At 54.8% G+C, this 20,809-nt stretch carries 18 protein-coding genes; 12 read left to right on the top strand and 6 right to left on the bottom strand.

The features are described from left to right. Positions 1-26: 26 nt before the first annotated feature. The 4 genes from FVV99_RS02195 to FVV99_RS02210 all read left to right on the top strand — a co-directional run bounded on the left by FVV99_RS02195 (position 27) and on the right by FVV99_RS02210 (position 4,063). Positions 27-1,028 carry a hypothetical protein gene (locus FVV99_RS02195; RefSeq protein WP_148252382.1) on the top strand — a complete coding sequence of 334 codons (1,002 nt, stop codon included), beginning with the start codon at positions 27-29 and terminating at the stop codon, positions 1,026-1,028. 77 nt (positions 1,029-1,105) lie between these two features. Beyond that, a complete protein-coding gene (locus FVV99_RS02200; protein ID WP_236645267.1) occupies positions 1,106-1,822 on the top strand; it encodes a C39 family peptidase in 717 nt (238 codons plus the stop codon). A gap of 53 nt (positions 1,823-1,875) precedes the next feature. Then, positions 1,876-2,664 (top strand): hypothetical protein, encoded by a 789-nt coding sequence (locus FVV99_RS02205; RefSeq protein WP_148252383.1) that lies wholly within the window; start codon positions 1,876-1,878, stop codon positions 2,662-2,664. A gap of 286 nt (positions 2,665-2,950) precedes the next feature. Then, positions 2,951-4,063, top strand: coding sequence for a transporter (locus FVV99_RS02210; RefSeq protein ID WP_236645268.1), 1,113 nt, complete (start codon positions 2,951-2,953; stop codon positions 4,061-4,063). A gap of 59 nt (positions 4,064-4,122) precedes the next feature. Here FVV99_RS02210 and FVV99_RS02215 read toward each other — a convergent pair whose 3' ends face one another. Both FVV99_RS02215 and FVV99_RS02220 read right to left on the bottom strand, forming a co-directional pair. Then, the gene (locus FVV99_RS02215; RefSeq protein WP_148252384.1) at positions 4,123-5,487 is read right to left on the bottom strand and encodes a sigma-54 dependent transcriptional regulator; all 1,365 of its coding nucleotides are present in this window, start codon (positions 5,485-5,487) and stop codon (positions 4,123-4,125) included. 74 nt (positions 5,488-5,561) lie between these two features. Next, positions 5,562-6,257 (bottom strand): LuxR C-terminal-related transcriptional regulator, encoded by a 696-nt coding sequence (locus tag FVV99_RS02220; protein WP_148252385.1) that lies wholly within the window; start codon positions 6,255-6,257, stop codon positions 5,562-5,564. A 409-nt stretch (positions 6,258-6,666) separates the two neighbouring features. Here FVV99_RS02220 and rdgB point away from each other — a divergent pair, with 409 nt between their 5' ends. From rdgB to FVV99_RS02240, 4 genes are all read left to right on the top strand, one after another. Then, on the top strand, positions 6,667-7,263 hold the full coding sequence (gene rdgB / locus FVV99_RS02225; RefSeq protein ID WP_148252386.1) for an RdgB/HAM1 family non-canonical purine NTP pyrophosphatase: 597 nt from the start codon (positions 6,667-6,669) through the stop codon (positions 7,261-7,263). A 6-nt stretch (positions 7,264-7,269) separates the two neighbouring features. Further along, positions 7,270-8,451 carry a radical SAM family heme chaperone HemW gene (gene hemW / locus FVV99_RS02230; protein WP_148252387.1) on the top strand — a complete coding sequence of 394 codons (1,182 nt, stop codon included), beginning with the start codon at positions 7,270-7,272 and terminating at the stop codon, positions 8,449-8,451. Positions 8,452-8,490: 39 nt separating this feature from the next. After that, the gene (locus FVV99_RS02235; RefSeq protein ID WP_148252610.1) at positions 8,491-9,177 is read left to right on the top strand and encodes an OmpA family protein; all 687 of its coding nucleotides are present in this window, start codon (positions 8,491-8,493) and stop codon (positions 9,175-9,177) included. Between the two features lie 63 nt (positions 9,178-9,240). Beyond that, a complete protein-coding gene (locus FVV99_RS02240) occupies positions 9,241-10,098 on the top strand; it encodes a 23S rRNA (adenine(2030)-N(6))-methyltransferase RlmJ (protein WP_148252388.1) in 858 nt (285 codons plus the stop codon). Between the two features lie 11 nt (positions 10,099-10,109). On the opposite strand, the gene mnmE is transcribed toward FVV99_RS02240, so the two are convergent. The 4 genes from mnmE to rpmH form a co-directional block, all read right to left on the bottom strand. Then, positions 10,110-11,483 carry a tRNA uridine-5-carboxymethylaminomethyl(34) synthesis GTPase MnmE gene (mnmE, locus tag FVV99_RS02245; RefSeq protein ID WP_148252389.1) on the bottom strand — a complete coding sequence of 458 codons (1,374 nt, stop codon included), beginning with the start codon at positions 11,481-11,483 and terminating at the stop codon, positions 10,110-10,112. A gap of 105 nt (positions 11,484-11,588) precedes the next feature. Beyond that, entirely contained in the window at positions 11,589-13,304 is a 1,716-nt protein-coding gene (gene yidC, locus FVV99_RS02250; RefSeq protein WP_148252390.1) for a membrane protein insertase YidC, read from the bottom strand. Positions 13,305-13,448: 144 nt separating this feature from the next. Beyond that, the gene (gene rnpA / locus FVV99_RS02255; protein WP_148252391.1) at positions 13,449-13,811 is read right to left on the bottom strand and encodes a ribonuclease P protein component; all 363 of its coding nucleotides are present in this window, start codon (positions 13,809-13,811) and stop codon (positions 13,449-13,451) included. 10 nt (positions 13,812-13,821) lie between these two features. Further along, positions 13,822-13,956: a 50S ribosomal protein L34 gene (gene rpmH, locus FVV99_RS02260; RefSeq protein ID WP_148252392.1), complete on the bottom strand. Its 135-nt coding sequence runs from the start codon at positions 13,954-13,956 to the stop codon at positions 13,822-13,824. A 459-nt stretch (positions 13,957-14,415) separates the two neighbouring features. Here rpmH and dnaA point away from each other — a divergent pair, with 459 nt between their 5' ends. The 4 genes from dnaA to gyrB all read left to right on the top strand — a co-directional run bounded on the left by dnaA (position 14,416) and on the right by gyrB (position 20,700). Then, positions 14,416-15,903: a chromosomal replication initiator protein DnaA gene (dnaA, locus tag FVV99_RS02270; protein WP_148252394.1), complete on the top strand. Its 1,488-nt coding sequence runs from the start codon at positions 14,416-14,418 to the stop codon at positions 15,901-15,903. 55 nt (positions 15,904-15,958) lie between these two features. Next, a complete protein-coding gene (gene dnaN / locus FVV99_RS02275; protein ID WP_148252395.1) occupies positions 15,959-17,062 on the top strand; it encodes a DNA polymerase III subunit beta in 1,104 nt (367 codons plus the stop codon). Between the two features lie 101 nt (positions 17,063-17,163). Further along, positions 17,164-18,276 carry a DNA replication/repair protein RecF gene (gene recF / locus FVV99_RS02280; RefSeq protein WP_148252396.1) on the top strand — a complete coding sequence of 371 codons (1,113 nt, stop codon included), beginning with the start codon at positions 17,164-17,166 and terminating at the stop codon, positions 18,274-18,276. A gap of 3 nt (positions 18,277-18,279) precedes the next feature. Further along, positions 18,280-20,700 (top strand): DNA topoisomerase (ATP-hydrolyzing) subunit B, encoded by a 2,421-nt coding sequence (gene gyrB, locus FVV99_RS02285; RefSeq protein ID WP_148252397.1) that lies wholly within the window; start codon positions 18,280-18,282, stop codon positions 20,698-20,700. Positions 20,701-20,809: the final 109 nt, after the last annotated feature.

A 20,809-nucleotide genomic window follows, 5' to 3' on the forward strand; every position in this document is an offset into this window, starting at 1 on the left:
ACCAAGGTTCATTCAGGAGAAAGATCATGAAAACATTGACGAAAACTCCGCTGGCACTGGCTATCGCTACCTTGATGATGGCGCCCTATGCGATGGCGGATGGGTATAACGGTGGTTTCGATACCGATAGTGAAATCGACTCTGAGTTCAGTAATGAAGTCGAAGTCGAAATCGAGCATGAAGCGGAAACCGATAAGAAGATCAAGGTATGGGGCGGCGCCCTGATACTGGATCCCAACTACGCGGGTGCCACGGTCGATAGCAAGCAATTGTCGGAAGACAATTTCGTGCTCAACGACCTGGTGGAAAACGATGCGCGAGTAGGCGGTGATGCCGGTCGAAATGCCAGCGGCAATATCGGCATCAACAGTGCGGCCGGCGACAACAACCAACAGGCCAATGATGCGGCCTTGGCGGCATCCGACGCGAATACGGTATTCGCCCAGTCGGCCGCATTCTCGGTACAGTCCTCTGACGACAACACGGTGGTCAACAAGGGTACCGATAACGATGCCGGCGCAGGTGGCAATGCGCTGCGCGGCGCCACAGGCAATATCGGTCTCAACAGTGCCGCCGGGGTCGGTAACGCCCAGCAGAACAGCTTGTCGGCGTCCGTCAACACCAGCAATGGATCAGCCGATGCCACATCGGCCGGCGTGCAATCGACCAGCGATAACACCAGCTTCAATGGACCCGGGGAAATCGAGACCACGGAAACCTCTCAATATAATGGCGTAGCAGCCATTGCGGGAGCGTCTGCCGAAGCTGGTGCAGGTGCAAGCGTTGGTTATGGACTGAAAGTCGGTGCCGGTGCAGAAGCCAGCGCTGGGGCGCTTGCGGCGGCTGTCTCCGGTAGTGAGACCGTCACCACCACGGTCTCTCGGATGCAGACCAACGATGCCAAGCTGAACGGTAACGCGCTCCGCGATGCTTCGGGCAATATCGGGGTCAACGTGGCTGCCGGCAACAACAACATGCAGCGTAACTCGCTCTCCATTGCCGCCGGAACGGGTGGTGGTTCTGAGTGACCGCGGCTAGTCGGTGATGTGAACCGGCCCCGGATGGGGCCGGTTTTCCACTCCAACGAGCCTGTGGGAGAGCACTGATGTTTCCTTCGATAATGACTCGCATGTTGTCTGTTCTGGTTGGCGCTGGCTGCCTGCTGGCAGCGGGAATATCCGATGTCCAGGCGGCCAACGTGCGTCTGGGCAATGTGGTATCGGGTACCGTGATCAACAAGGATGTGCAGTCGATGCGCGAGCGGAAGTTCGACACCCTGGTGGAACAGGAAACGGATTTCTCCTGTGGCGCCGCCTCGCTGGCGACTCTGCTTCGTTACGCCTATGGCAAGCCGGAAGTCACTGAAAATGACGTGCTTGAGGGAATGCTTGAAATCGCCGATCCCGAGGTGGTGATGGAGCGCGGCTTTTCCCTGCTCGACCTCAAGAATTATGTCGATAGCCTGGGATATCGTGGCCGCGGTTACGAAGTCGACACCGAGACGCTGGACGAGGTGGCGATTCCCGTTATCGTGCTGCTCGATATCGATGGCTACAAACATTTCGTGGTGATGAAGAAAGCCAGTGATGACCGGGTCTATGTCGGCGATCCGGCGTTGGGCAATCGGGTCATGGAGCGCGATGCCTTCCTCGAAGCCTGGAACAACATCATCTTTGCCGTGGTAGGCGAAGGGTTCGATACGCAGACACCTCTACTCGATCCGGATCAACCGCTGACGGCGCGACGGCTGACCGATGTGTTTGCCCCGGTTCCCGAACAGGATCTTCTCGATTTCGGATTTCGCCATGCCGACTTCTTCTGAGCGAGGTGCCTGCGGATAACGACATCAACAAGGGCGCATTCAAGGGGGTAAATATGATCAGGCACTGGGTGGATAAGCGTTGGTACGGTGCACTGGGCGTTGTCGTTGTATTAGGGGGCGTTGGACAACCGACAGACGGACGGGCCGCGACGACCGATGTATCGGCGTTGGCTGATTCCCGTCAACTCAGCGATGACGAATTGGCCGGTATGCGCGGCCGTTTCATCGATGGCAAAAGTGTCATGTTCTTCGGCGTCAGTATGGAGAGTGAATTCCGCACCGCGGGAGGTGATAGTCTGAAAGCGGGCGCCAATCTCCATGCCGATCTGATCAAAGGCAAAGCCAGTTTCAAACCACATATTACAGCCACGTCTATCGATAGCGATAAGGTGACAGCGAAAGGAAATAATAATGCGAATTTGAGCTATAACGACCTCGGCAGTGGCAATGCGCGTGGCGTCGTGCAAACCATACAGGCGGCCGGTGATGGCAACGCTGCTGCCAACGAATTCGAACTCGATATCCAGACATTTGCGAATGCGGCGCGTGGCGGACGAGTTTCCGGCAATGGTGAAACGTCTCTGAATACCGGTACAGCCAATCTGAGAGTTCGACAGAATGGACGCGGTATGGAAGTCGGTATCGACGTGCCAGGCCAGGGCCGTATCAAGCAGCAGCTCCGATCGGGGCAGGGGTTGCATCAGTCGGTGCAACTCAACAGCGATTTGCAGCAGGTGCGAAACGTGACACGGTTACAAGTCGGGGTGAAGCAGGCACTGGGTAACGCGTCAGGCTCCCAGCTCAAGCGTGCACTGGATTCGGCACGCGGCCTACGACGTTGACCGGACCGACATCGGTTTCGCAATCAGGTTGCTATTTTTTTATGGTGGCTGTCTCCGTAAGTTACGTGAGACGGCCACTTTTTCTGCATTGTTGATGTTCCGTGATATTGACGTCAACGCGCCGACATTTCTGTCGACTACACTGCCTAGTGCATCAGACGTTCATGAACAACAAAACGGTAATGCAGTGATCGGGAAAGTGTCGGAATTCTGCTCGACAGGATTCAGTCTCAGCCCATCGAATACCATCAACAACCCAGGGAATCGATAGTCAGGGGAGTGGATAATGCGAATGACCAAGGTTGCCGATCCTCAACTGAGTCTCAAGCCGTATCTCACCGCTGTCACATTGTGTGTGGGTAGTGCGTGGGCCACATCAGCCTGGGCTCAAGGGGATGTATCGCCGGGGGGCGATGGAGACGGGGAGGTTGTCAGGGAGGCCGGCCCCACGCAAAGCGTCCAGAATGTGCTCCGTGAGGAACATGCGCTGTTCTCGGATCGACTGACGATCGAACCCGGGATCAGTTATGCCTATTCGGATCGTAGCCAGTTGGCTCTGAGTGGTTTCCTGGCGCTGGATGCCATTTTCCTGGGGGAAATCGATGTCGATACCGTCTCGAGCCATATCACCACGTTCGATCTCAACTTTCGTTACGGGGTAACCGAGCGCCTGGAATTCGAACTCAATTTCCCGTTCCTGTATCGCAGCAGTACCTATGAGAGCACCGGAGGGGGTGGTGCGGGTGAAGATGACCCCAATGTCGAGGATTCCGTGAGCGAGGCCGGATTGGGGGATATCAGTGCCTCACTTAATTACCGGTTGTTGAATGAAACCGCGCAACGCCCCGATCTGGTCTGGAATTTTGGTGTCCGTGCGCCGACAGGAAACGATCCCTTCGGTATCCCGACACGTCGAGTGGAAGGCAGTGAAGGTAATATAGAGATTCCGACTGAATTGCCGACGGGTAATGGCGTCTGGGCCGTTTCCACGGGCTTCTCGGTGCTCAAGACGGTCGATCCTGCCATTCTCTTTGCCAACGCTGGCTACACGTATAATTTCGAAGAGAGTTTTGGCGATATCGATGCCGCGGAAGGCAATCAACCGGGTGATGTCGAGCTGGGTGATTCCTTCAACCTGGGATTTGGCACAGCGTTTGCCCTGAATGAGCGGTTGAGCTTGTCGATGTCCTACGCGCACCAACACAGCTTCAAATCCGAGACGACCCAGAACGGGGTTACCGAAGAGATCGTGGGGAGTGATGCCAATGTAGGCACCATGAATTTCGGCGCCACCTATGCGCTGAGCGACGATACCTCACTGGTCACCAACGTGGCGGTTGGCTTGACCGACGATGCCTCGGACTTGACGGTCTCGTTCCGGATGCCCTTCCAGTTCTAGCGGCGTTCACACCTGTATCAGGATGCCGTGTTGAGCCGCTCATGCGTAAGCAGAGCGGCTCAATGTTTGATGTCAGGCGTTTCATTCCGGGTGATCTGGTGTTTATCGATCAAGCGGTACAGTGTGACTCGCGACACACCGAGTTCCTTGGCAGCGTTCTGTACCTTGAACTTGTTTCGTGCCAAGGCAGCGATCAAAGCCTCGCGTTCTGCGGCATCACGAGCTTGTTCCAGTGTCAGGATTTCCCGGCTGTTCAAGCGCCGTTCGAGTCCCATGTCGGCAGGACGGATCAGACGCCGTTCACACATCACCATGGCTCGACGCACTCGGTTGATGAGTTCGCGGATATTACCTGGCCAGTCGTACTGCCGCATGAGTGCCAGGGTTTCCTGGCTGAAGCCACGCAGTTGTACCGGTTTCTCATTGGCGAACTTATCGAAGAAAAAACGTGCGAGGACTTCGATATCTTCCTGGCGCTCGCGTAACGGTGGCACATTGATCTGAAGAACATTGAGCCGATGGTATAGATCTTCACGAAAACGCCCTTCACGCACCGCAGCTTCCAGGTCGACATGGGTCGCGGCCAATATACGAACATCGACATTGATCTCCTTCAGGCCGCCGAGTCGCTGAATCTGGTGATCCTGAAGAAAGCGTAAGAGATTGACTTGCATATCCAAAGGTAGATCGCCAATCTCATCGAGGAATAGCGTACCGCCGGAGGCTGACTCGATTCGTCCGATCTTGCGTTGTGTCGCACCGGTGAAGGCACCTTTTTCGTGGCCGAAGAGTTCCGCTTGGATCAAGTTCGAAGGCAGTGCGCCGCAATTGACGGCCACGAACGGCCCTTGGGCGCGGGCTGATCGCTCGTGAATGGCATGGGCGGCCAACTCCTTGCCGGTTCCGGACTCGCCGCTGATGAACACTGGGGCATCGACAGCCGCCACTCGGCGAATCATCTCGAAGAGCTTGTGCATCTCTGGCGTCGTGCCAACCATTTCGTAGTCTTCGGAACCGAGTTGGCTGTCTTTGCCGAGAATGGGGTTCAGCCTGGCCATGGCGAGCGCGTGGTTGAGCAGACAATCGACCTGGCCTACGTCCATGGGCAAGGTATGATAGGCATAGAAAAGCTGGCTTAATGCGCGACAGCTATAGTGATCACTCAATGCCATGTCATCGACCAATGCGACCCACTCCATGGGGTGGGACATCACCAACTTCTCGGCGTCCTTATGATGATGTTGTTGGCAGAAGTCGACGTACATCAATCCGACATCACAAGGATTTGAGTGGATCAGTTCGTTGGCTTCGAAGGTGTCGTCGGCACATTGAATTGACCATCCACGCTGGACCATATCATTGATGATCGGTGGGGTATGATGGTGTGGAGCACCTACGAACAACAGTCGTTTTGCAACTTCCATAAGTCTCTTCTCATGTTCCCGGCATTATTGGCATACTGATTGAACAGTGTTCATGACGTCGGCATGCACACCACTCAATGCCTTATGGACGAGTGGTTATCGTCATCGACCTTTGTCGCCAGGTTGATAGGCATGGCGCCCAGGTTTTGCCTTGCCCAGTTCATTGCCTGGATACGGTTGTGTACCTTGATTTTGCGAAACACGTTGTAGAGATGTGATTTGACCGTGTGTTCACTGACGAACAGCCGTTCGGCAATTTCTGAGTTGGACGCTCCGGAGCCGAGCAACCCGATGATCTCCAACTCTCGGTGCGTCAAGCCACAAATCGGTCGATAAGCGTTGCGTTGCTGGCGTCGGTAGAAGTCGATCAGACGTGTCATCAGCGAACGGGATATCCACAGGTCGCCTTCGAGCAGTTTGCTGATTCCCTTGCAGATCAGCATCAGGCTGTCGCTGCGGTAGAAGACGCCCTGCAGATGAAATTTGGCCAGCACATCGGCTGCATGATCTTCGTCGCGCAGGTTGAAGGCCGCCAGGTACATATCGGACCCCTCCAGGGTATGGTAATACCACTGCTGGAGGGTCTCGTCATCGACATGGTCGGCATCCATGAGCACGAGGGTCGTTTCTTCCTCGTGCAGTTCGTGGTTCTCATGCAATCCCTTGACGGCGACTGGGCATTGTAATTGCTGATGAATGTAATCGATGAACAGCTGAGATTGGGGATTCGCATCGGTGACGAGAAGCACCGACCCCTTAGCTTGATCCATGACCCTGCTCCTTTCTTATGGGAAACGCGATGCGTCAACGGTATGACAGTGTTAGGAAAGCCCCTCTCTCTAACTTTAATCCAAAGACCAGATATGTAAAGTTAAGTTACAGGTAAAATTAATTCTTTTTGTCTGGCTTTTCATGTTTTACTTTATTAGTATAAAAATACTATATAAATCATGAATATGCATCATGTTATTTATTTATTGCAGGAATAAGTAAGCAGGTTAATAAAAACATTAATACTTTAACTTTTGTAAATTTAGATTCTTGATCCCTAAGTATGAGCTAAATCATACCGCTCTCATGTTCTGGCGAGGGTGTGGTAGAACCTTATGTTTTACATGAAAATTCTCAGCGTTCTTTTGAAAGCGTAGAATAGGCGGCCCCATAGCGAGGATGATGGAAATGCCGGGAAATAATACATTGGTATTGGCCAGTGGGAACACTGGAAAAATAAATGAATTCAATAAGTTATTGTCGCCACTGGGGGTTGAGGTCGTTTCTCAGCGCGATTTCGACGTACCCAATGTCGAAGAAAGCGGACTCACCTTTGTCGAGAATGCGCTTCTCAAGGCGCGTCAAGCATGCCGGGTCAGCGGCCTGCCTGCGCTTGCCGACGATTCCGGCCTGGAGGTGGACGCCCTGAACGGTGCTCCGGGAATTTATTCAGCCCGTTACGCAGGTGAACCCTCCAGCGACGATGCCAACAATGACAAACTGCTGACTGCCATGGCTGACGTACCGGAAGGGCAGCGCAGTGGGCGTTATTGGTGTGTACTGGTCTATCTACGTCATGCCGAGGATCCGGTGCCTCTTATCGTCCAACGCCATTGGGAGGGCGAAATCCTGGCACATCCTCGTGGTGATGGTGGCTTCGGCTATGACCCGCTGTTCTGGGTCGGCGAGTCGGGGATGAGTGCAGCAGAACTGTCGTCGGACGAGAAGAATCGGCTTAGCCATCGTGGTCGTGCGATGCAAGCGTTACTGGAACGGTGGTGCTGATACATTATGAGTCTGCCTGATCGATTCTTACCTCCCCTGGCGCTTTACGTCCATGTACCCTGGTGCGTCCGCAAGTGCCCCTATTGCGATTTCAATTCCCATGGCGTGGGTCATCAGGCGGAGCTTCCTGAAGAGGCTTACCTGCAGGCACTGTTGACCGATCTGGATGACGATCTGGCGTTGGCATCGCCGCGCGAGCTGAAAAGTCTGTTTATCGGTGGTGGAACACCCAGCTTGATGTCGCCGGGATTCTATCGGCAGTTTCTGGATGAGCTCAGGGAACGCCTCCCTTTCGCGGATGATATAGAGATCACCCTGGAAGCCAACCCGGGAGCAATCGAGCAGGGGCGGTTCCAGGGTTTTCGTCAAGCAGGGATCAATCGGCTATCTCTCGGTGTGCAGAGCTTTCAGGCCGAGCAACTCACGGTTCTGGGCCGAATCCATGGAGCGGACGACGCTTGTCGGGCCGTGCAGTCTGCCCGGCAAGCCGGATTCGATAACCTCAACATCGATCTGATGCATGGACTGCCAGGTCAGGATGTGGCGTCAGCGCTGGCCGATCTGGAGACGGCGTTGTCGTTAACGCCCGAGCATCTCTCCTGGTATCAATTGACGCTTGAACCCAACACCGAATTCTACTCCAGTCCGCCAACGCTGCCTTCGGATGATCTACTTGGGGATATTCAGGAAGCCGGTCAGGAGCGCCTGGATGCCGCCGGGTTCCGTCAGTATGAGATATCGGCTTACGCACGTAGCGGTCGAATGGCGCAACACAACCTCAACTACTGGATGTTCGGCGACTATCTAGGCATCGGGGCGGGGGCTCATGGCAAATTGAGCGCGTTGTCCGCTGAGGGAGAGTTCGATATCGAGCGGCGTTGGAAGACTCGCCAGCCTGAAGCGTATCTACGTCGTCGCCAGGATCCGCGCGGTTTCGTCGCTGGTCGAGAACCGGTCTTGCCTGTTTCACTGCCCCTGGAATTTGCCATGAATGCCTTGAGACTGATAGACGGCGTGCCAATGTCGACATGGGAAGCGCATACCGGGCGTCCAGTCAGCGACCTCGAAACGCATCTGTCATCGTTACGCAAAAAAGGACTTCTTGTGCAAGATGCCGAATGGCTTCAAGCCACCCCCCAGGGTCTATTATTCTTGAATGACGTCCTGGCATCGATCAGCGATGACTGATGCCGGGGTCGTCCCGTTTTTTCAAGGAGTGATTGTATGATGCCCAAGTTCGTGCGCTTCATTAGCCCCCTTGCCGCTGCCGTCATCGTGGCAGGTTGCGCTACCACGGATCCCAATACCGGGGAAACGCGTCGCAATAATACCGGGACCGGTGCCGGTATCGGTGCTGCTGTCGGTGCAGTTGCCGGCGCCCTCAGTGGCGATGGCAGCTCCAGTCGACGCGATCGCGCGCTCATTGGCGCTGCCGTTGGGGCGGCAGCCGGGGGCGGTATCGGTGCCTACATGGATCGTCAGGAAGCTGAATTGCGTGAGCGGATGCAGGGGACTGGTATTGGTGTCGAACGCACCGGGGATGACATTACTCTCAATATGCCCGACAGCGTTACCTTTGCATTCGATTCCAGTGAACTGACCAGTGAAGCTCGCCGTGCCCTGGACGATGTCACCGACGTGTTGCGACAGTATCCTGAGACGCGAATCAATATTGCCGGCCATACTGACAGCACCGGTTCCGAGGCGTATAACCAGCGTCTGTCGGAACGTCGGGCCGAAGCGGTTGGCGGGTATCTGCAACAAGGCGGCGTCAATGCCAGCCGTTTGAGCATGGCTGGTTACGGCGAGAGCCAGCCGGTGGCGAGCAATGAGACCGATCAGGGGCGGGCGCAAAACCGTCGGGTCGAGGTCACATTGTCACCGATGCAGCAGGCGGGGCAATCCGGCCAGTAAAGCGACTTCTTATCCCGGCCCGCCGCTGGGCGGCGGGTTCCTTGAGTTCAGTCGAGATATGTCATGCTCGCTTACCAGCATGCCTACCATGCAGGCAATATGGCTGATGTGCATAAGCACTTGGCCCTGTATGGCGTGATTCGGCATTTGCACAGGAAGGCGTCGGCGGTTACCTATATCGATACCCATGCGGGTCGAGGGATATATCCGCTGTCCGCGCCTGAAACACGTAAACTGGCAGAATATCGCCAGGGAGTGGCTCCTTTATGGGATGCGCGCAACGTGATTGACAGTGATACGCTGTTGAAAGCGTGGTTGCTGGCGCTGGACCCCTTGCAAACCAGCCACGAGGGTGGCTTGACCCACTATCCAGGTTCACCTTGGTGGTTGGCCGAAGGGCTCCGTTCACAGGATCGGCTACAGTTGTTTGAGTTGCATCCAGGCGAGCACACTCAACTTACCCACCAAGCGTTACCCGACAACGTTCGCTGTCGTCATGCTGATGGATTGACAGGTATCGTGGAGATGATGCCGCCATCCACACCGCGAGTCTGCGCCTTGATCGACCCCAGTTATGAGCGCAAGGAAGAGTATCAGGAAGTCGCGGACACGCTGATTACACTCTCGCATAAGGTTCGACATGCCATCGTGTTGGTGTGGTATCCCTTACTGTCGGCAGGAAGGCACCATTCAATGCTCGAGCGACTGCGAAACGCCGGGGTACATAAACTTTGGCGGAGCGAGCTCCGTTGGCGTGCCCCAGTGACCAATGGACATGGAATGTACGGTAGCGGCCTGTTGGTATTCAATCCACCGTGGGGGTTGGATGAACGACTCGCGGCCAGCATGGAGTGCGTTTTACCGGTGTGCTCGAACGAAGCCCACTATCATGCTGACTGGTGGATGCCGGAGTCGTCATGACTGGGGTCACGCTACTTGCCGATGCAGAAACTGCCGAAGATTTCGCCGAGCAAGTCGTCAGCGCTGAACTCACCGGTAATTTCACCCAATGCCTGTTGTGCATCACGCAGATCTTCGGCGAGCAGCTCGCCGGCTCCATGGCCTGAAAGTTGATCCTCACCGTTAGTGAGCGCTCGCTTGGCACGGTCGAGAGCATCCAGGTGCCGCCGGCGAGCCGAGAAACGGCCCTCCGGTGTGACGGAAAATCCCATCACCGCCTTGAGATGCGCCTTCAGACTATCGATGCCCTCTCCCGTCTTGGCCGAGAGACGCAGGATCGGCGTGTTACCGGTGTCGTCGTATCCTGGCGGTTCTTGGGTCCCATCGATCTTGTTGCGGACCAGCGTCAATTGTTCGGGATCGGCGAGCCGTGCGACGAATGCTGGCCAGATCGTCATCGGGTCGGTGGCCTCGGTGGTGGTAGCATCGACCAGTAGGAGCACTCGGTCGGCCTTTTCAATCTCCGACCACGCTCGGGCGACGCCGATCTGCTCCACGGCGTCGGGCGTATCGCGTAATCCGGCGGTATCAATGACATGAAGTGGCATCCCATCGACATGAATATGCTCACGCAGTACATCGCGAGTCGTGCCTTCGACCGAGGTCACGATAGCGGTATCCTGCTCGGTGAGGGCATTGAGTAGACTCGATTTACCGGCGTTGGGACGGCCGGCAATCACCACGTTCATGCCTTCACGCATCAAAGCGCCCTGACCCGCGGCCTCGCGTACACTGTCGAGTTCGCTCTGAACCCCGGAAAGCATGTTGGCCACGTTGCCATCGGCGAGAAAATCGATCTCTTCTTCTGGAAAATCGATGGCGGCTTCGACATACATGCGTAGTTCGATCAGTCGCGTGACCAATGCCTCGACTCGGTGCGAGAACTCGCCCTGGAGTGAACGGACAGCGTTTTCAGCCGCGGCTCGGGAACTGGCTTCGATCAGATCGGCAATGGCCTCGGCTTGTGCCAGGTCCAGCTTGTCGTTGAGGAAGGCGCGCTCGGAAAATTCACCGGGTCGAGCCAGGCGAGCGCCGAGTTGTACACAACGTTCCAATAGCAAGTCCATGATGATTGGCCCACCATGACCCTGCAGTTCCAGGACGTCTTCACCGGTGAACGAGTTCGGTCCCACGAAATAGAGCGCGATGCCCTCATCGATGATCTCTTCTTTGCCTCGGAATCGCAAATAGTCCGCCTGACGTGGCGGTGGGCAGTAGCCCAGAATCGCTTTGGCTATTGCGCTGGCATCGGGGCCCGAGACGCGAATGATCCCGACACCGCCTCGTCCCGGTGGCGTAGCGAGTGCAGCGATAGTGTCCTGAGTGTAAAGAAGGTTGGTGGGCATGCTGGCTCCGGTCACTGTGACTACACGGCTATTGTCCCGTTGGTCGTCCATAAACGCCAGGCCCCCGCATTGCGGGGGCCTGGCATCGAGAACGATCGGGTCACGCTATTTTCGCGTTTTCATTCCTTTGCCCACAGAGGGGTCGCTCTCGATGTTGCGTGTGATGATCCATTGTTGAAGGATCGATATCGTATTGTTCACGATCCAGTAAATCACCAAACCGGCCGGGAACCACAGGAAGAAGAAGGTGAATATCACCGGCAACATCTTCATGATCTTGGCCTGCATCGGATCCGGGGGTGTCGGGTTGAGCAGTTGTTGCAGGAACATCGAGGCGCCCATCAGGATCGGCAGAATGAAGAACGGATCCTTCACTGAGAGATCTTCGATCCAGAAGATGAAGGGGGCGTGGCGCAATTCCACCGATTCCAGCAACATCCAGTACAGGGCGATGAAGACCGGCATCTGTACCAGAATCGGTAAACAACCACCCAACGGGTTGATTTTCTCCTTCTGGTAGAACTTCATCATTTCCTGGGACATCTTCTGGCGATCATCGCCATACTGCTCTTTGAGGCGCTGCATCTCGGGGCCGAGCTTGCGCATCCGGGCCATGGACTTGTAGGCCTTGGCGGAAAGCGGGAACAGCGCCAGTTTGACCAGGATCGTCAGTACGACGATCGACCAACCCCAGTTACCGAGAATTTCATGGATATGGTCGAGTAGCCAGAAGAGCGGATTGGCAAGGAACCATAGCCAACCGAAATCAACCGTGAGTTCCAGGTGCGGCGCTACTGCCTCCAACTGATCCTGGATCTTCGGTCCCATGAACAGGGTAGCGCCAAGCGTGGCTTCGCCGTCTTCCGCGAGATTCTGTGTCGGGCCGGCAAATGCCGCGACATTACGACCACGTGAATCCGTCGTCCCGTAATACAGGTTCTGTTGTTCCTGGGGGGGGGCCCAAGCCGAAGCGAAGTAATGCTGGATGATGGCGACCCATCCCCCTTCGACGTCACGATTGTCGAAATTACCGGCCTGGATATCCGAAAAGTCGACCTTCTGGTAGCGGTCATCCGGCGAGGAGTAAGCGGTTCCCAGATAGGAACTCATCCCCAGGGCTGGGCCGCTGGAAGGGTCGGGACTGTTATCGCGAGCCAACTGGCCAATGAAACGGGCCGTTACCGGCTCGTCTCCTTGATTCGCCAGGTGATAGCTGACATCGACAGCGTAATTGCCCCGTTCGAAGGTGTAGCGTTTGATCACATCGACGCCATTGACTTCCGCCTCCAGCTCGACCCGCAATTCATCGTCACCCTCGGCTAGACGATAGTCGGTCGTTTCAGGATCGTAGGCGATGCGGCCATCGTGGCCTTCCAGTTGCAAACCGGACTTGGCGACGTAACTGCGTCGCTCGTTATCGCTGAGCAGGATAAAAGGTTGTTCGGAATCCAGTCGCTGCTTGTGCTTGGGCAGTGCGGCATACACGATGTCTCCCCCTTGGGGATCGATGCGCACATCAAGTACGTCGGTGGTAACAGCAACCAGCTTGCGACCGTTGTCCGCCGGATCGGCGGCTTCATCGGCCATGTCACTGTCGATGTTGTCATCCCCGCTCGGTGCGGCCAAGCCTTCGCTGTCGCTGTCTCCCGAGGCGCTCTCGTCGTCGACGCTATTGTCGTTGACGCTGGGGTCGTCGGAACTGGAAATCGCGGGAGCGTCGGTTATCGGAGGCGCTTGACCATAATCCTGATTCCACTGCACAACCAGCAGATAGGCGAGCACGGCCAATGGAATCAGTAGTAGGAGTCGTTTTACGTCCATGAGAGTTCTGCCCGATGGAAGTGGAGGTCTGGCGACGTGTCGGCCGACGGAGCGACCCCGTATGGCTGGCGTGCCAGCCGACGGCAATGCAGGCTGGCCATGTCGCCCGCATGGGGCTCTGGCACCTCGTCATGGACCGGTAGCCTATGCATTGCGCACACTCTTCTCGAGACGCCGCCACATGCCGTGTAGTTGGCGATGCAGTGTAGCATTGTCCAGTTCGGTGATACCCCGGCGCGCCAGTATGACGATATCGACAGCCGGCAGCCGATGCTGTTGCAGGCGAAAGGACTCGCGAGTCAAACGTTTGATGCGGTTGCGATCGACAGCCCGGCGTGCGCTTTTCTTGCTGATCACCAAGCCAAGCCTTGGATGTTCCGTACCGTTTCTGCAAGCCAGGGCCAATAACCCTTTGCCGTGCACCTTGTACGTCGCATTGTCGAAAACGTGTCGATAGTCTCCGGCGCTGAGTAGTCGCAGGCGCCGGGGAAATTCGTTACGAGACACGCGCTCGCCGTCAGGCGCTCAGATGCTTACGACCCTTGGCGCGGCGGCGCGCCAGTACGGCACGACCATTCTTGGTTGCCATGCGTGCCCGGAAGCCATGCATGCGCTTGCGCTTGAGAACGCTGGGTTGGAAGGTGCGTTTCATAATGAGTGATTCCCACGTGGTTGAATTGGTCTCAATGTCGAATCGTTCTGCCCCGACGCTTGTTCCAGAATGTCAGGGTCTTCGGATCAAGACGGGGAATTTTAGTGAATTCGCTAGTCCGGTGCAATTTTTCTGAGATTACGATTGCATCACTCTGTCACTGGCGAGCCAGACCCAAGGGCGGTGTAGTGCCGAAAGCGCCGTTCATACTAGAAGGCATTGTTATTAACATTGGGGATCAAGGTTGTGAATATTTCTAAAAAATACATAAAAATCAACCATTTGAAATATTTTATAAACTGTGATCAATTTAGTGGACAGATCGTTGGGTAATGGAATGTGCGTGCCGAGGTAACAAACGTTTTCCACAGCACCGAGAGTGCGTCGTCGTGTGGATAACTCAGCCTCAGAAAGCTACAATGGCCGGTCTTCGTTAACGCGTTAGTGGGTGAGGTTGCGGTGTCGGTCGCTCTTTGGCAACAATGTCTTGATTTTCTGCAGGATGAATTGAACTCTCAGCAGTTCAATACGTGGATTCGTCCCCTGCAGGCGGAAGAAGGTGAATCCAATGAGCTTTGCCTGCTAGCCCCCAACCGTTTCGTACGTGACTGGGTCAACGACAAGTATGCCAAGCGCATCAATGAATTGATGCGTGAGTTGGCGCCGACCAAGCCCCCGAAAGTGTCCTTGACGGTAGGCAGCCGACGTGCTGCGCCTGCTCCGCAACCCCGTGAATTGGGTAATCCGGTTTCTGCCGGCGCCTATAGCCAACCGGCGGCCCCTGCAGTGCATACGCCACCGCGAGGCGATATCCCCGATGAACGTGAAATCGAAGCCACTGCAGACAACGATACGCCGCAGCAGGAAAATGCGGCGCGTAGCGGTAGTGGTGAGCGTCAAGTCCAGGTCGAAGGTAGTCTCAAGCACCAGAGTGGACTTAATCCCAACTTCACTTTCGAAACTTTCGTGGAAGGGAAATCCAACCAACTGGCGCGTGCAGCGTCGCGCCAGGTCTCGGAAAACCCGGGAGGAGCCTACAACCCGCTGTTCCTCTATGGTGGCGTTGGATTGGGCAAGACACACTTGATGCATGCTGTAGGAAACCAACTGGCGGTGAAGAGTGAGAAGGCCAAGGTCGTCTATCTGCATTCAGAACGCTTCGTGGCCGATATGGTCAAAGCATTGCAGCTCAATGCAATCAATGATTTCAAACGCTTCTATCGTAGTGTCGATGCCTTGTTGATCGATGATATCCAGTTCTTTGCCGGTAAGGAGCGTTCTCAGGAGGAGTTTTTCCATACCTTCAACGCCCTGCTTGAGGGTGGCCAGCAAATGATCTTGACCTCGGATCGTTACCCCAAGGAAATCAATGGTGTAGAAGAGCGCTTGAAGTCTCGTTTTGGATGGGGGCTCACCGTCGCCATCGAGCCGCCGGAACTCGAGACGCGAGTGGCGATCTTGATGAAGAAAGCGGACCAGGCCAAGGTCGATCTACCCCATGATGCCGCTTTCTTCATCGCCCAGAAAATTCGCTCCAATGTGCGTGAGTTGGAGGGGGCTCTCAAGAAAGTCATTGCTGACTCGCATTTCATGGGGCGGCCCATTACCCAAGATTTTATTCGAGAATCGCTCAAGGACCTGCTTGCTCTCCAGGACAAGCAGGTCGGCGTCGATAATATCCAGCGTACCGTTGCCGAATACTACAAAATCAAGCTGGCCGATCTGCTTTCCAAGCGTCGTTCACGGTCCGTTGCCAGGCCGCGTCAAGTTGCCATGGCATTGGCCAAGGAGCTGACCAACCACAGTCTTCCCGAGATCGGCGATGCATTCGGCGGGCGCGATCATACGACTGTGCTGCATGCGTGTCGTAAGGTGCAGTCGCTTCAGGAAGACAATGCCGACATCCGTGAGGATTACAAGAATCTGCTGCGATTGCTGACCAGCTGATGGACAGCGGCGCGACGACGAGTCATCGAAATTCAGGACAAGAAGTGGAGTTTTCATGAAATTTTCCATCTCCCGCGAAGCCCTGTTGCGGCCCTTGACGCTGGTGGCTGGTGTGGTGGAGCGACGCCAGACATTGCCAGTGCTGTCCAATGTGCTCTTACAGGTTCAGGATGACCAGTTGGCACTGACTGGTACGGACCTTGAAGTCGAACTCATTGGACGTACAGCTCCTGACCAGGTTGACGAACCTGGATCCGCGACCGTGCCGGCTCGCAAGTTGATGGACATCTGCAAGTCGTTACCGGAACAATCGGAAATCGCTTTTGCGATAGAAGAAGGACGAGCCGTTCTACGCAGCGGGCGTTCCCGTTTTACGCTGTCGACACTTCCGGTTGCTGAATTTCCCAATATCGAGGATGGACCCGGTAATGTGGAGTTGAGCTTACCCAGAGGAACGCTGAAGCACTTGATCGATGCAACATCATTTGCCATGGCCCAACAGGATGTTCGTTATTACCTGAATGGCATGTTGCTGGAGCTGACCTCCAACTTGGTGCGTACAGTGTCTACGGATGGTCACCGTCTGGCTGTCTGCTCTCGTCCTGTCGACATCGAAGTGGAACCCACTCAGAAACTGATCGTGCCGCGCAAAGGGATTCTGGAGTTGACTCGTTTGCTCGATGATAGTGACGAATCTGTGAGCTTGACGGTGGGTGCCAGCCATGTGCGAGCTCATACCGGTGAGTTTACATTCACTTCCAAGCTGGTTGATGGCAAATTCCCGGACTATGAGCGGGTGGTACCTCGCGGTGGCGATAAGGTGCTGATTGCTGATCGTGTCGAATTGCGTCAGGTACTGTCGCGCACGTCGATTCTTTCGAATGAAAAGTATCGTGGCGTTCGTCTGCAGCTCGAAGAGGGCAATCTTCGTGTCACGGCCAATAACCCTGAACAAGAAGAGGCCGAGGAAAATGTCGCTATCGAGTATAGTGGGGAAGGCATGGAAATCGGTTTCAATGTCAGTTATCTCATTGATGTTCTGACGGTACTGAACGAGGATCGAGTCCAGTTGACGTTAGCGGACCCCAATAGCAGTGCCTTGCTGGAAGAGCCGGGGGGCGGTGACGCCATGTATGTCGTAATGCCGATGCGACTCTAGTGATGCATTAGTAGCAGGCAACGTCACGATTTCTGCGTCATTGTCTCTGTCCTTGTTCTGCCTTTTGACGATGTCTCTTGAGATATCGTGGGATCTTGCGGATGCCTCTTGATCGCCTTGCCTTCATGGGATTGCGGAATCTGGTTGAGACCGATTGCCAACCTGGTGCCGGTGTCAACGTGATCGTCGGTGCCAATGGGAGTGGCAAGACCAGCTTGCTTGAAGGTATCCATATACTTGGAATGGGGCGGTCATTCCGGACGCATCAACTGAAGCATACGATTGCTCACTCCACCGATGCGATGGCTTTGCATGGTCGTCTTGTCGGCGATCCCCCTGTCCCGTTGGGTGTTCGCCGCACACGTGCATCGAATGAGCTGGAAATGCGAATGGCCGGCGAGAAGGTGTCTCGGATCTCGCGCCTTGTTGAGGCCCTACCTCTGCAGTTGATCAATCCTGATGCATTTCGTTTGCTTGAAGGCTCGCCGACGACGCGTAGAGAGTTTCTCGATTGGGGTGTGTTTCACGTGAAACATGAGTTTCTCGCTACCTGGAGGCGAGTAAAGCGTGCGTTGAAACATCGGAATGCACTCCTCAGGCATGATAGAATGGATAAGCGTTCCTTGGACGCTTGGGATCATGAGTTAACGTACTGGAGTACGAAACTGGATGATCTGCGCGCGGAGTATATGCAGGCATTGTCGCCAGTATTCGAAGAGACGCTGAAAGAGCTCCTTCCCCTCGAAGGATTGTCCCTGCGCTATTATCGTGGTTGGGACCGCCAACGTCCTTTGAGTGACGTGCTGAAACGGTCGCAGGATACCGACCAACAGATGGGGTTTACTCAGCAAGGACCTCAGCGAGCAGATTTGCGTATTCGTCTCGATCGACGTCCTGCAGTAGAAGTGCTATCCCGCGGGCAACAAAAGTTGGTCGTAAGTGCCTTGAAACTCGCCCAGGGACGCCTGTTGGAACAAACTACTGAACGCACCTGTGTCTATTTGATTGATGACTTACCGGCTGAACTCGACACGTATCATCGTCAGGCTTTCTGTCGATGGTTGGAAGTCATGGGGTGTCAGGTGTTCATCACCAGTGTCGAACAGGATGCACTGAAGGGCCTTTGGCAAACAAATACGCCGGTCGCCATGTTTCACGTGAAACATGGGTGTCTGGAAGCGTCACACGGAATGCAAGACTTCATGACGGAGTAGTCAATGAGCGAACAAGCTTACGACTCATCGAGCATCAAGGTACTCAAGGGTCTGGATGCCGTACGCAAGCGCCCCGGGATGTACATAGGTGATACCGATGATGGTACCGGGCTACATCATATGGTGTTTGAATTGGTGGATAACTCCATCGATGAAGCCCTGGCCGGGCATTGTACTGAAATTCGGGTAGTTATCCATCCGGACGAGTCAGTTACCGTCAGCGACAATGGCCGTGGCATACCTACCGATATTCATGAAGGTGAAGGTGTATCGGCAGCAGAGGTCATCATGACGGTTCTGCATGCCGGCGGTAAGTTCGATGATAATTCATATAAGGTGTCGGGTGGTCTACACGGTGTCGGTGTCTCCGTGGTCAATGCCTTGTCTGAAGAGTTGAAATTGACGATTTGGCGCACCGGTGATGTATATGAGCAGGTCTATTGTCATGGTGAGCCCCAGTCTGCGCTACAAATCGTAGGCAAGACGGAACAAAGTGGCACAAGGGTCCATTTTCGACCCTCTACCGACACCTTTGCCAACATCGAGTTCCATTACGATATCCTCGCTAAGCGTCTAAGAGAACTCTCGTTTCTGAATTCAGGAGTGGCGATCCGATTGATGGATGAACGCTCCGGGAAAGAAGAGCTGTTTCATTACGAAGGGGGCTTGAAAGCGTTCGTCGATCATCTCAATACGAACAAAACGGCACTCAATCCCGTTTTTCACTTCAACTCCGAGCGCGAAGACGGCGTCGGTGTTGAAGTTGCCATGCAGTGGAACGATACCTTCGCTGAGAATATCTTCTGTTATACCAATAACATACCGCAACGCGATGGCGGTACACACTTGGCCGGATTCCGTGCGGCACTGACCCGCTCTCTCAATAATTACATCGAAGCCGAAGGCTTATTGAAGAAGTTGAAAGTGGCCACCTCAGGCGACGATGCGCGTGAAGGGTTGACTGCGATCATTTCAGTCAAGGTACCGGATCCCAAGTTTTCTGCTCAAACCAAGGATAAACTGGTCTCGTCCGAGGTCAAAACGGCCGTCGAACAGGAGCTCGGTCGCCACTTTTCTGATTATCTGGTCGAGCACCCGAATGAAGCGAAGAATATCGTCAATAAGATGCTGGATGCCGCCAGAGCTCGAGAGGCGGCACGGAAGGCTCGAGATATGACGCGACGCAAAGGGGCTCTGGATATTGCCGGCTTGCCCGGTAAGTTGGCTGATTGTCAGGAAAAGGATCCCAGCCTTTCCGAACTCTATCTGGTTGAGGGTGATTCGGCGGGCGGTAGTGCAAAACAGGGCCGTGATCGTCGAACTCAAGCGATTCTGCCGCTCAAGGGAAAGATTCTCAACGTCGAGAAATCACGTTTCGATAAAATGCTGTCATCCGCTGAGGTTGGCACATTAATCACGGCACTTGGCTGTGGTATCGGGCGGGAAGAGTTCAATCCGGACAAGTTGCGCTACCATTCCATCATTATCATGACGGATGCTGACGTGGACGGGTCGCATATTCGGACGCTACTGCTGACCTTCTTTTTCCGTCAGATGTCGCAGCTCATAGAGCGTGGGCATGTATATATTGCTCAGCCGCCTCTCTACAAGATCAAGCGTGGCAAGCAAGAACTCTACCTCAAGGATGAGCAAGCCTTGCTAGACTACCTGACAACGACTGCCCTTGATGGTGCACGACTGTATGTCAATCCTGATGCACCAGGCATTGCCGGCGAACAGTTGGAAGCGTTGGTGAAGCAGTACAGGGATGTGATGAACCGTATCGAGCGGTTGTCCCGCGTCTATCCGGAAGAAGTGCTTCGCAAGATCGTGCATGCTGCCAAACTCGAAGGCGAGGAAAGTCTCAAAGACCGGGATTGCATGGAGCGCTGGATAGCGTTTCTGCAAGCTGAAATGGATGCGATGGTTTCCTATGAAGGCGGTCCACGCTATACATTCCAACTGCACGAAGATACTGAGCGCGAGTTATATCTTCCTAGTGTCAGCCTGACGGCCCATGGTGTGACGACGGAATATGTCTGGGGCATGGATTTTTTCCGCAGCGTGGACTATCGCACCATGGCTGAGCTGGGAGACACTCTGGATAACCTGCTTGAAGAGGGTGCCTATATCGCTCGTGGCGAACGGACACAGTCTATCACTTCCTTTTATGATGCTCTTGAGTGGCTGATGAAGGAGGCGCAGCGTGGCTTCTCTATTCAGCGGTACAAGGGGCTTGGTGAAATGAACCCCGATCAACTTTGGGAAACGACCATGAACCCGGAAACCCGGCGGATGTTGCAGGTCTCTATCGAAGATGCCGTTGCTGCCGATATGATGTTCAATACCTTGATGGGTGATGAAGTCGAACCACGTCGTGATTTCATCGAGCGATTTGCTCTAGTGGCCAACCTCGATATTTGAGAAGGTGTTGGTTCTCTTTATGCGTTTCACTGGAGTGTTTCACGTGAAACATCTTGAGAACGGGTGTTGGCACATGAGGGCTGTGTGAGTGTTGAAAAGGGCTGACTGA

It is taken from the genome of Aidingimonas lacisalsi (assembly GCF_008079445.1).
In the GTDB taxonomy this organism is placed as follows: Bacteria; Pseudomonadota; Gammaproteobacteria; order Pseudomonadales; family Halomonadaceae; genus Aidingimonas; species Aidingimonas lacisalsi.

Bases quoted from the DNA above. Each gene is read 5' to 3' on its own strand.
- FVV99_RS02240 (WP_148252388.1), top strand. From the start codon at position 9,241: ATGCTCGCTTACCAGCATGCCTACCATGCAGGCAATATGGCTGATGTG.
- recF (WP_148252396.1), top strand. From the start codon at position 17,164: ATGCCTCTTGATCGCCTTGCCTTCATGGGATTGCGGAATCTGGTTGAG.
- FVV99_RS02205 (WP_148252383.1), top strand. From the start codon at position 1,876: ATGATCAGGCACTGGGTGGATAAGCGTTGGTACGGTGCACTGGGCGTT.
- yidC (WP_148252390.1), bottom strand. From the start codon at position 13,304: ATGGACGTAAAACGACTCCTACTACTGATTCCATTGGCCGTGCTCGCC.
- FVV99_RS02210 (WP_236645268.1), top strand. From the start codon at position 2,951: ATGCGAATGACCAAGGTTGCCGATCCTCAACTGAGTCTCAAGCCGTAT.
- hemW (WP_148252387.1), top strand. From the start codon at position 7,270: ATGAGTCTGCCTGATCGATTCTTACCTCCCCTGGCGCTTTACGTCCAT.
- FVV99_RS02215 (WP_148252384.1), bottom strand. From the start codon at position 5,487: ATGGAAGTTGCAAAACGACTGTTGTTCGTAGGTGCTCCACACCATCAT.
- FVV99_RS02200 (WP_236645267.1), top strand. From the start codon at position 1,106: ATGTTTCCTTCGATAATGACTCGCATGTTGTCTGTTCTGGTTGGCGCT.
- mnmE (WP_148252389.1), bottom strand. From the start codon at position 11,483: ATGCCCACCAACCTTCTTTACACTCAGGACACTATCGCTGCACTCGCT.
- dnaN (WP_148252395.1), top strand. From the start codon at position 15,959: ATGAAATTTTCCATCTCCCGCGAAGCCCTGTTGCGGCCCTTGACGCTG.
- rpmH (WP_148252392.1), bottom strand. From the start codon at position 13,956: ATGAAACGCACCTTCCAACCCAGCGTTCTCAAGCGCAAGCGCATGCAT.
- FVV99_RS02220 (WP_148252385.1), bottom strand. From the start codon at position 6,257: ATGGATCAAGCTAAGGGGTCGGTGCTTCTCGTCACCGATGCGAATCCC.
- gyrB (WP_148252397.1), top strand. From the start codon at position 18,280: ATGAGCGAACAAGCTTACGACTCATCGAGCATCAAGGTACTCAAGGGT.
- FVV99_RS02195 (WP_148252382.1), top strand. From the start codon at position 27: ATGAAAACATTGACGAAAACTCCGCTGGCACTGGCTATCGCTACCTTG.
- rdgB (WP_148252386.1), top strand. From the start codon at position 6,667: ATGCCGGGAAATAATACATTGGTATTGGCCAGTGGGAACACTGGAAAA.
- FVV99_RS02235 (WP_148252610.1), top strand. From the start codon at position 8,491: ATGCCCAAGTTCGTGCGCTTCATTAGCCCCCTTGCCGCTGCCGTCATC.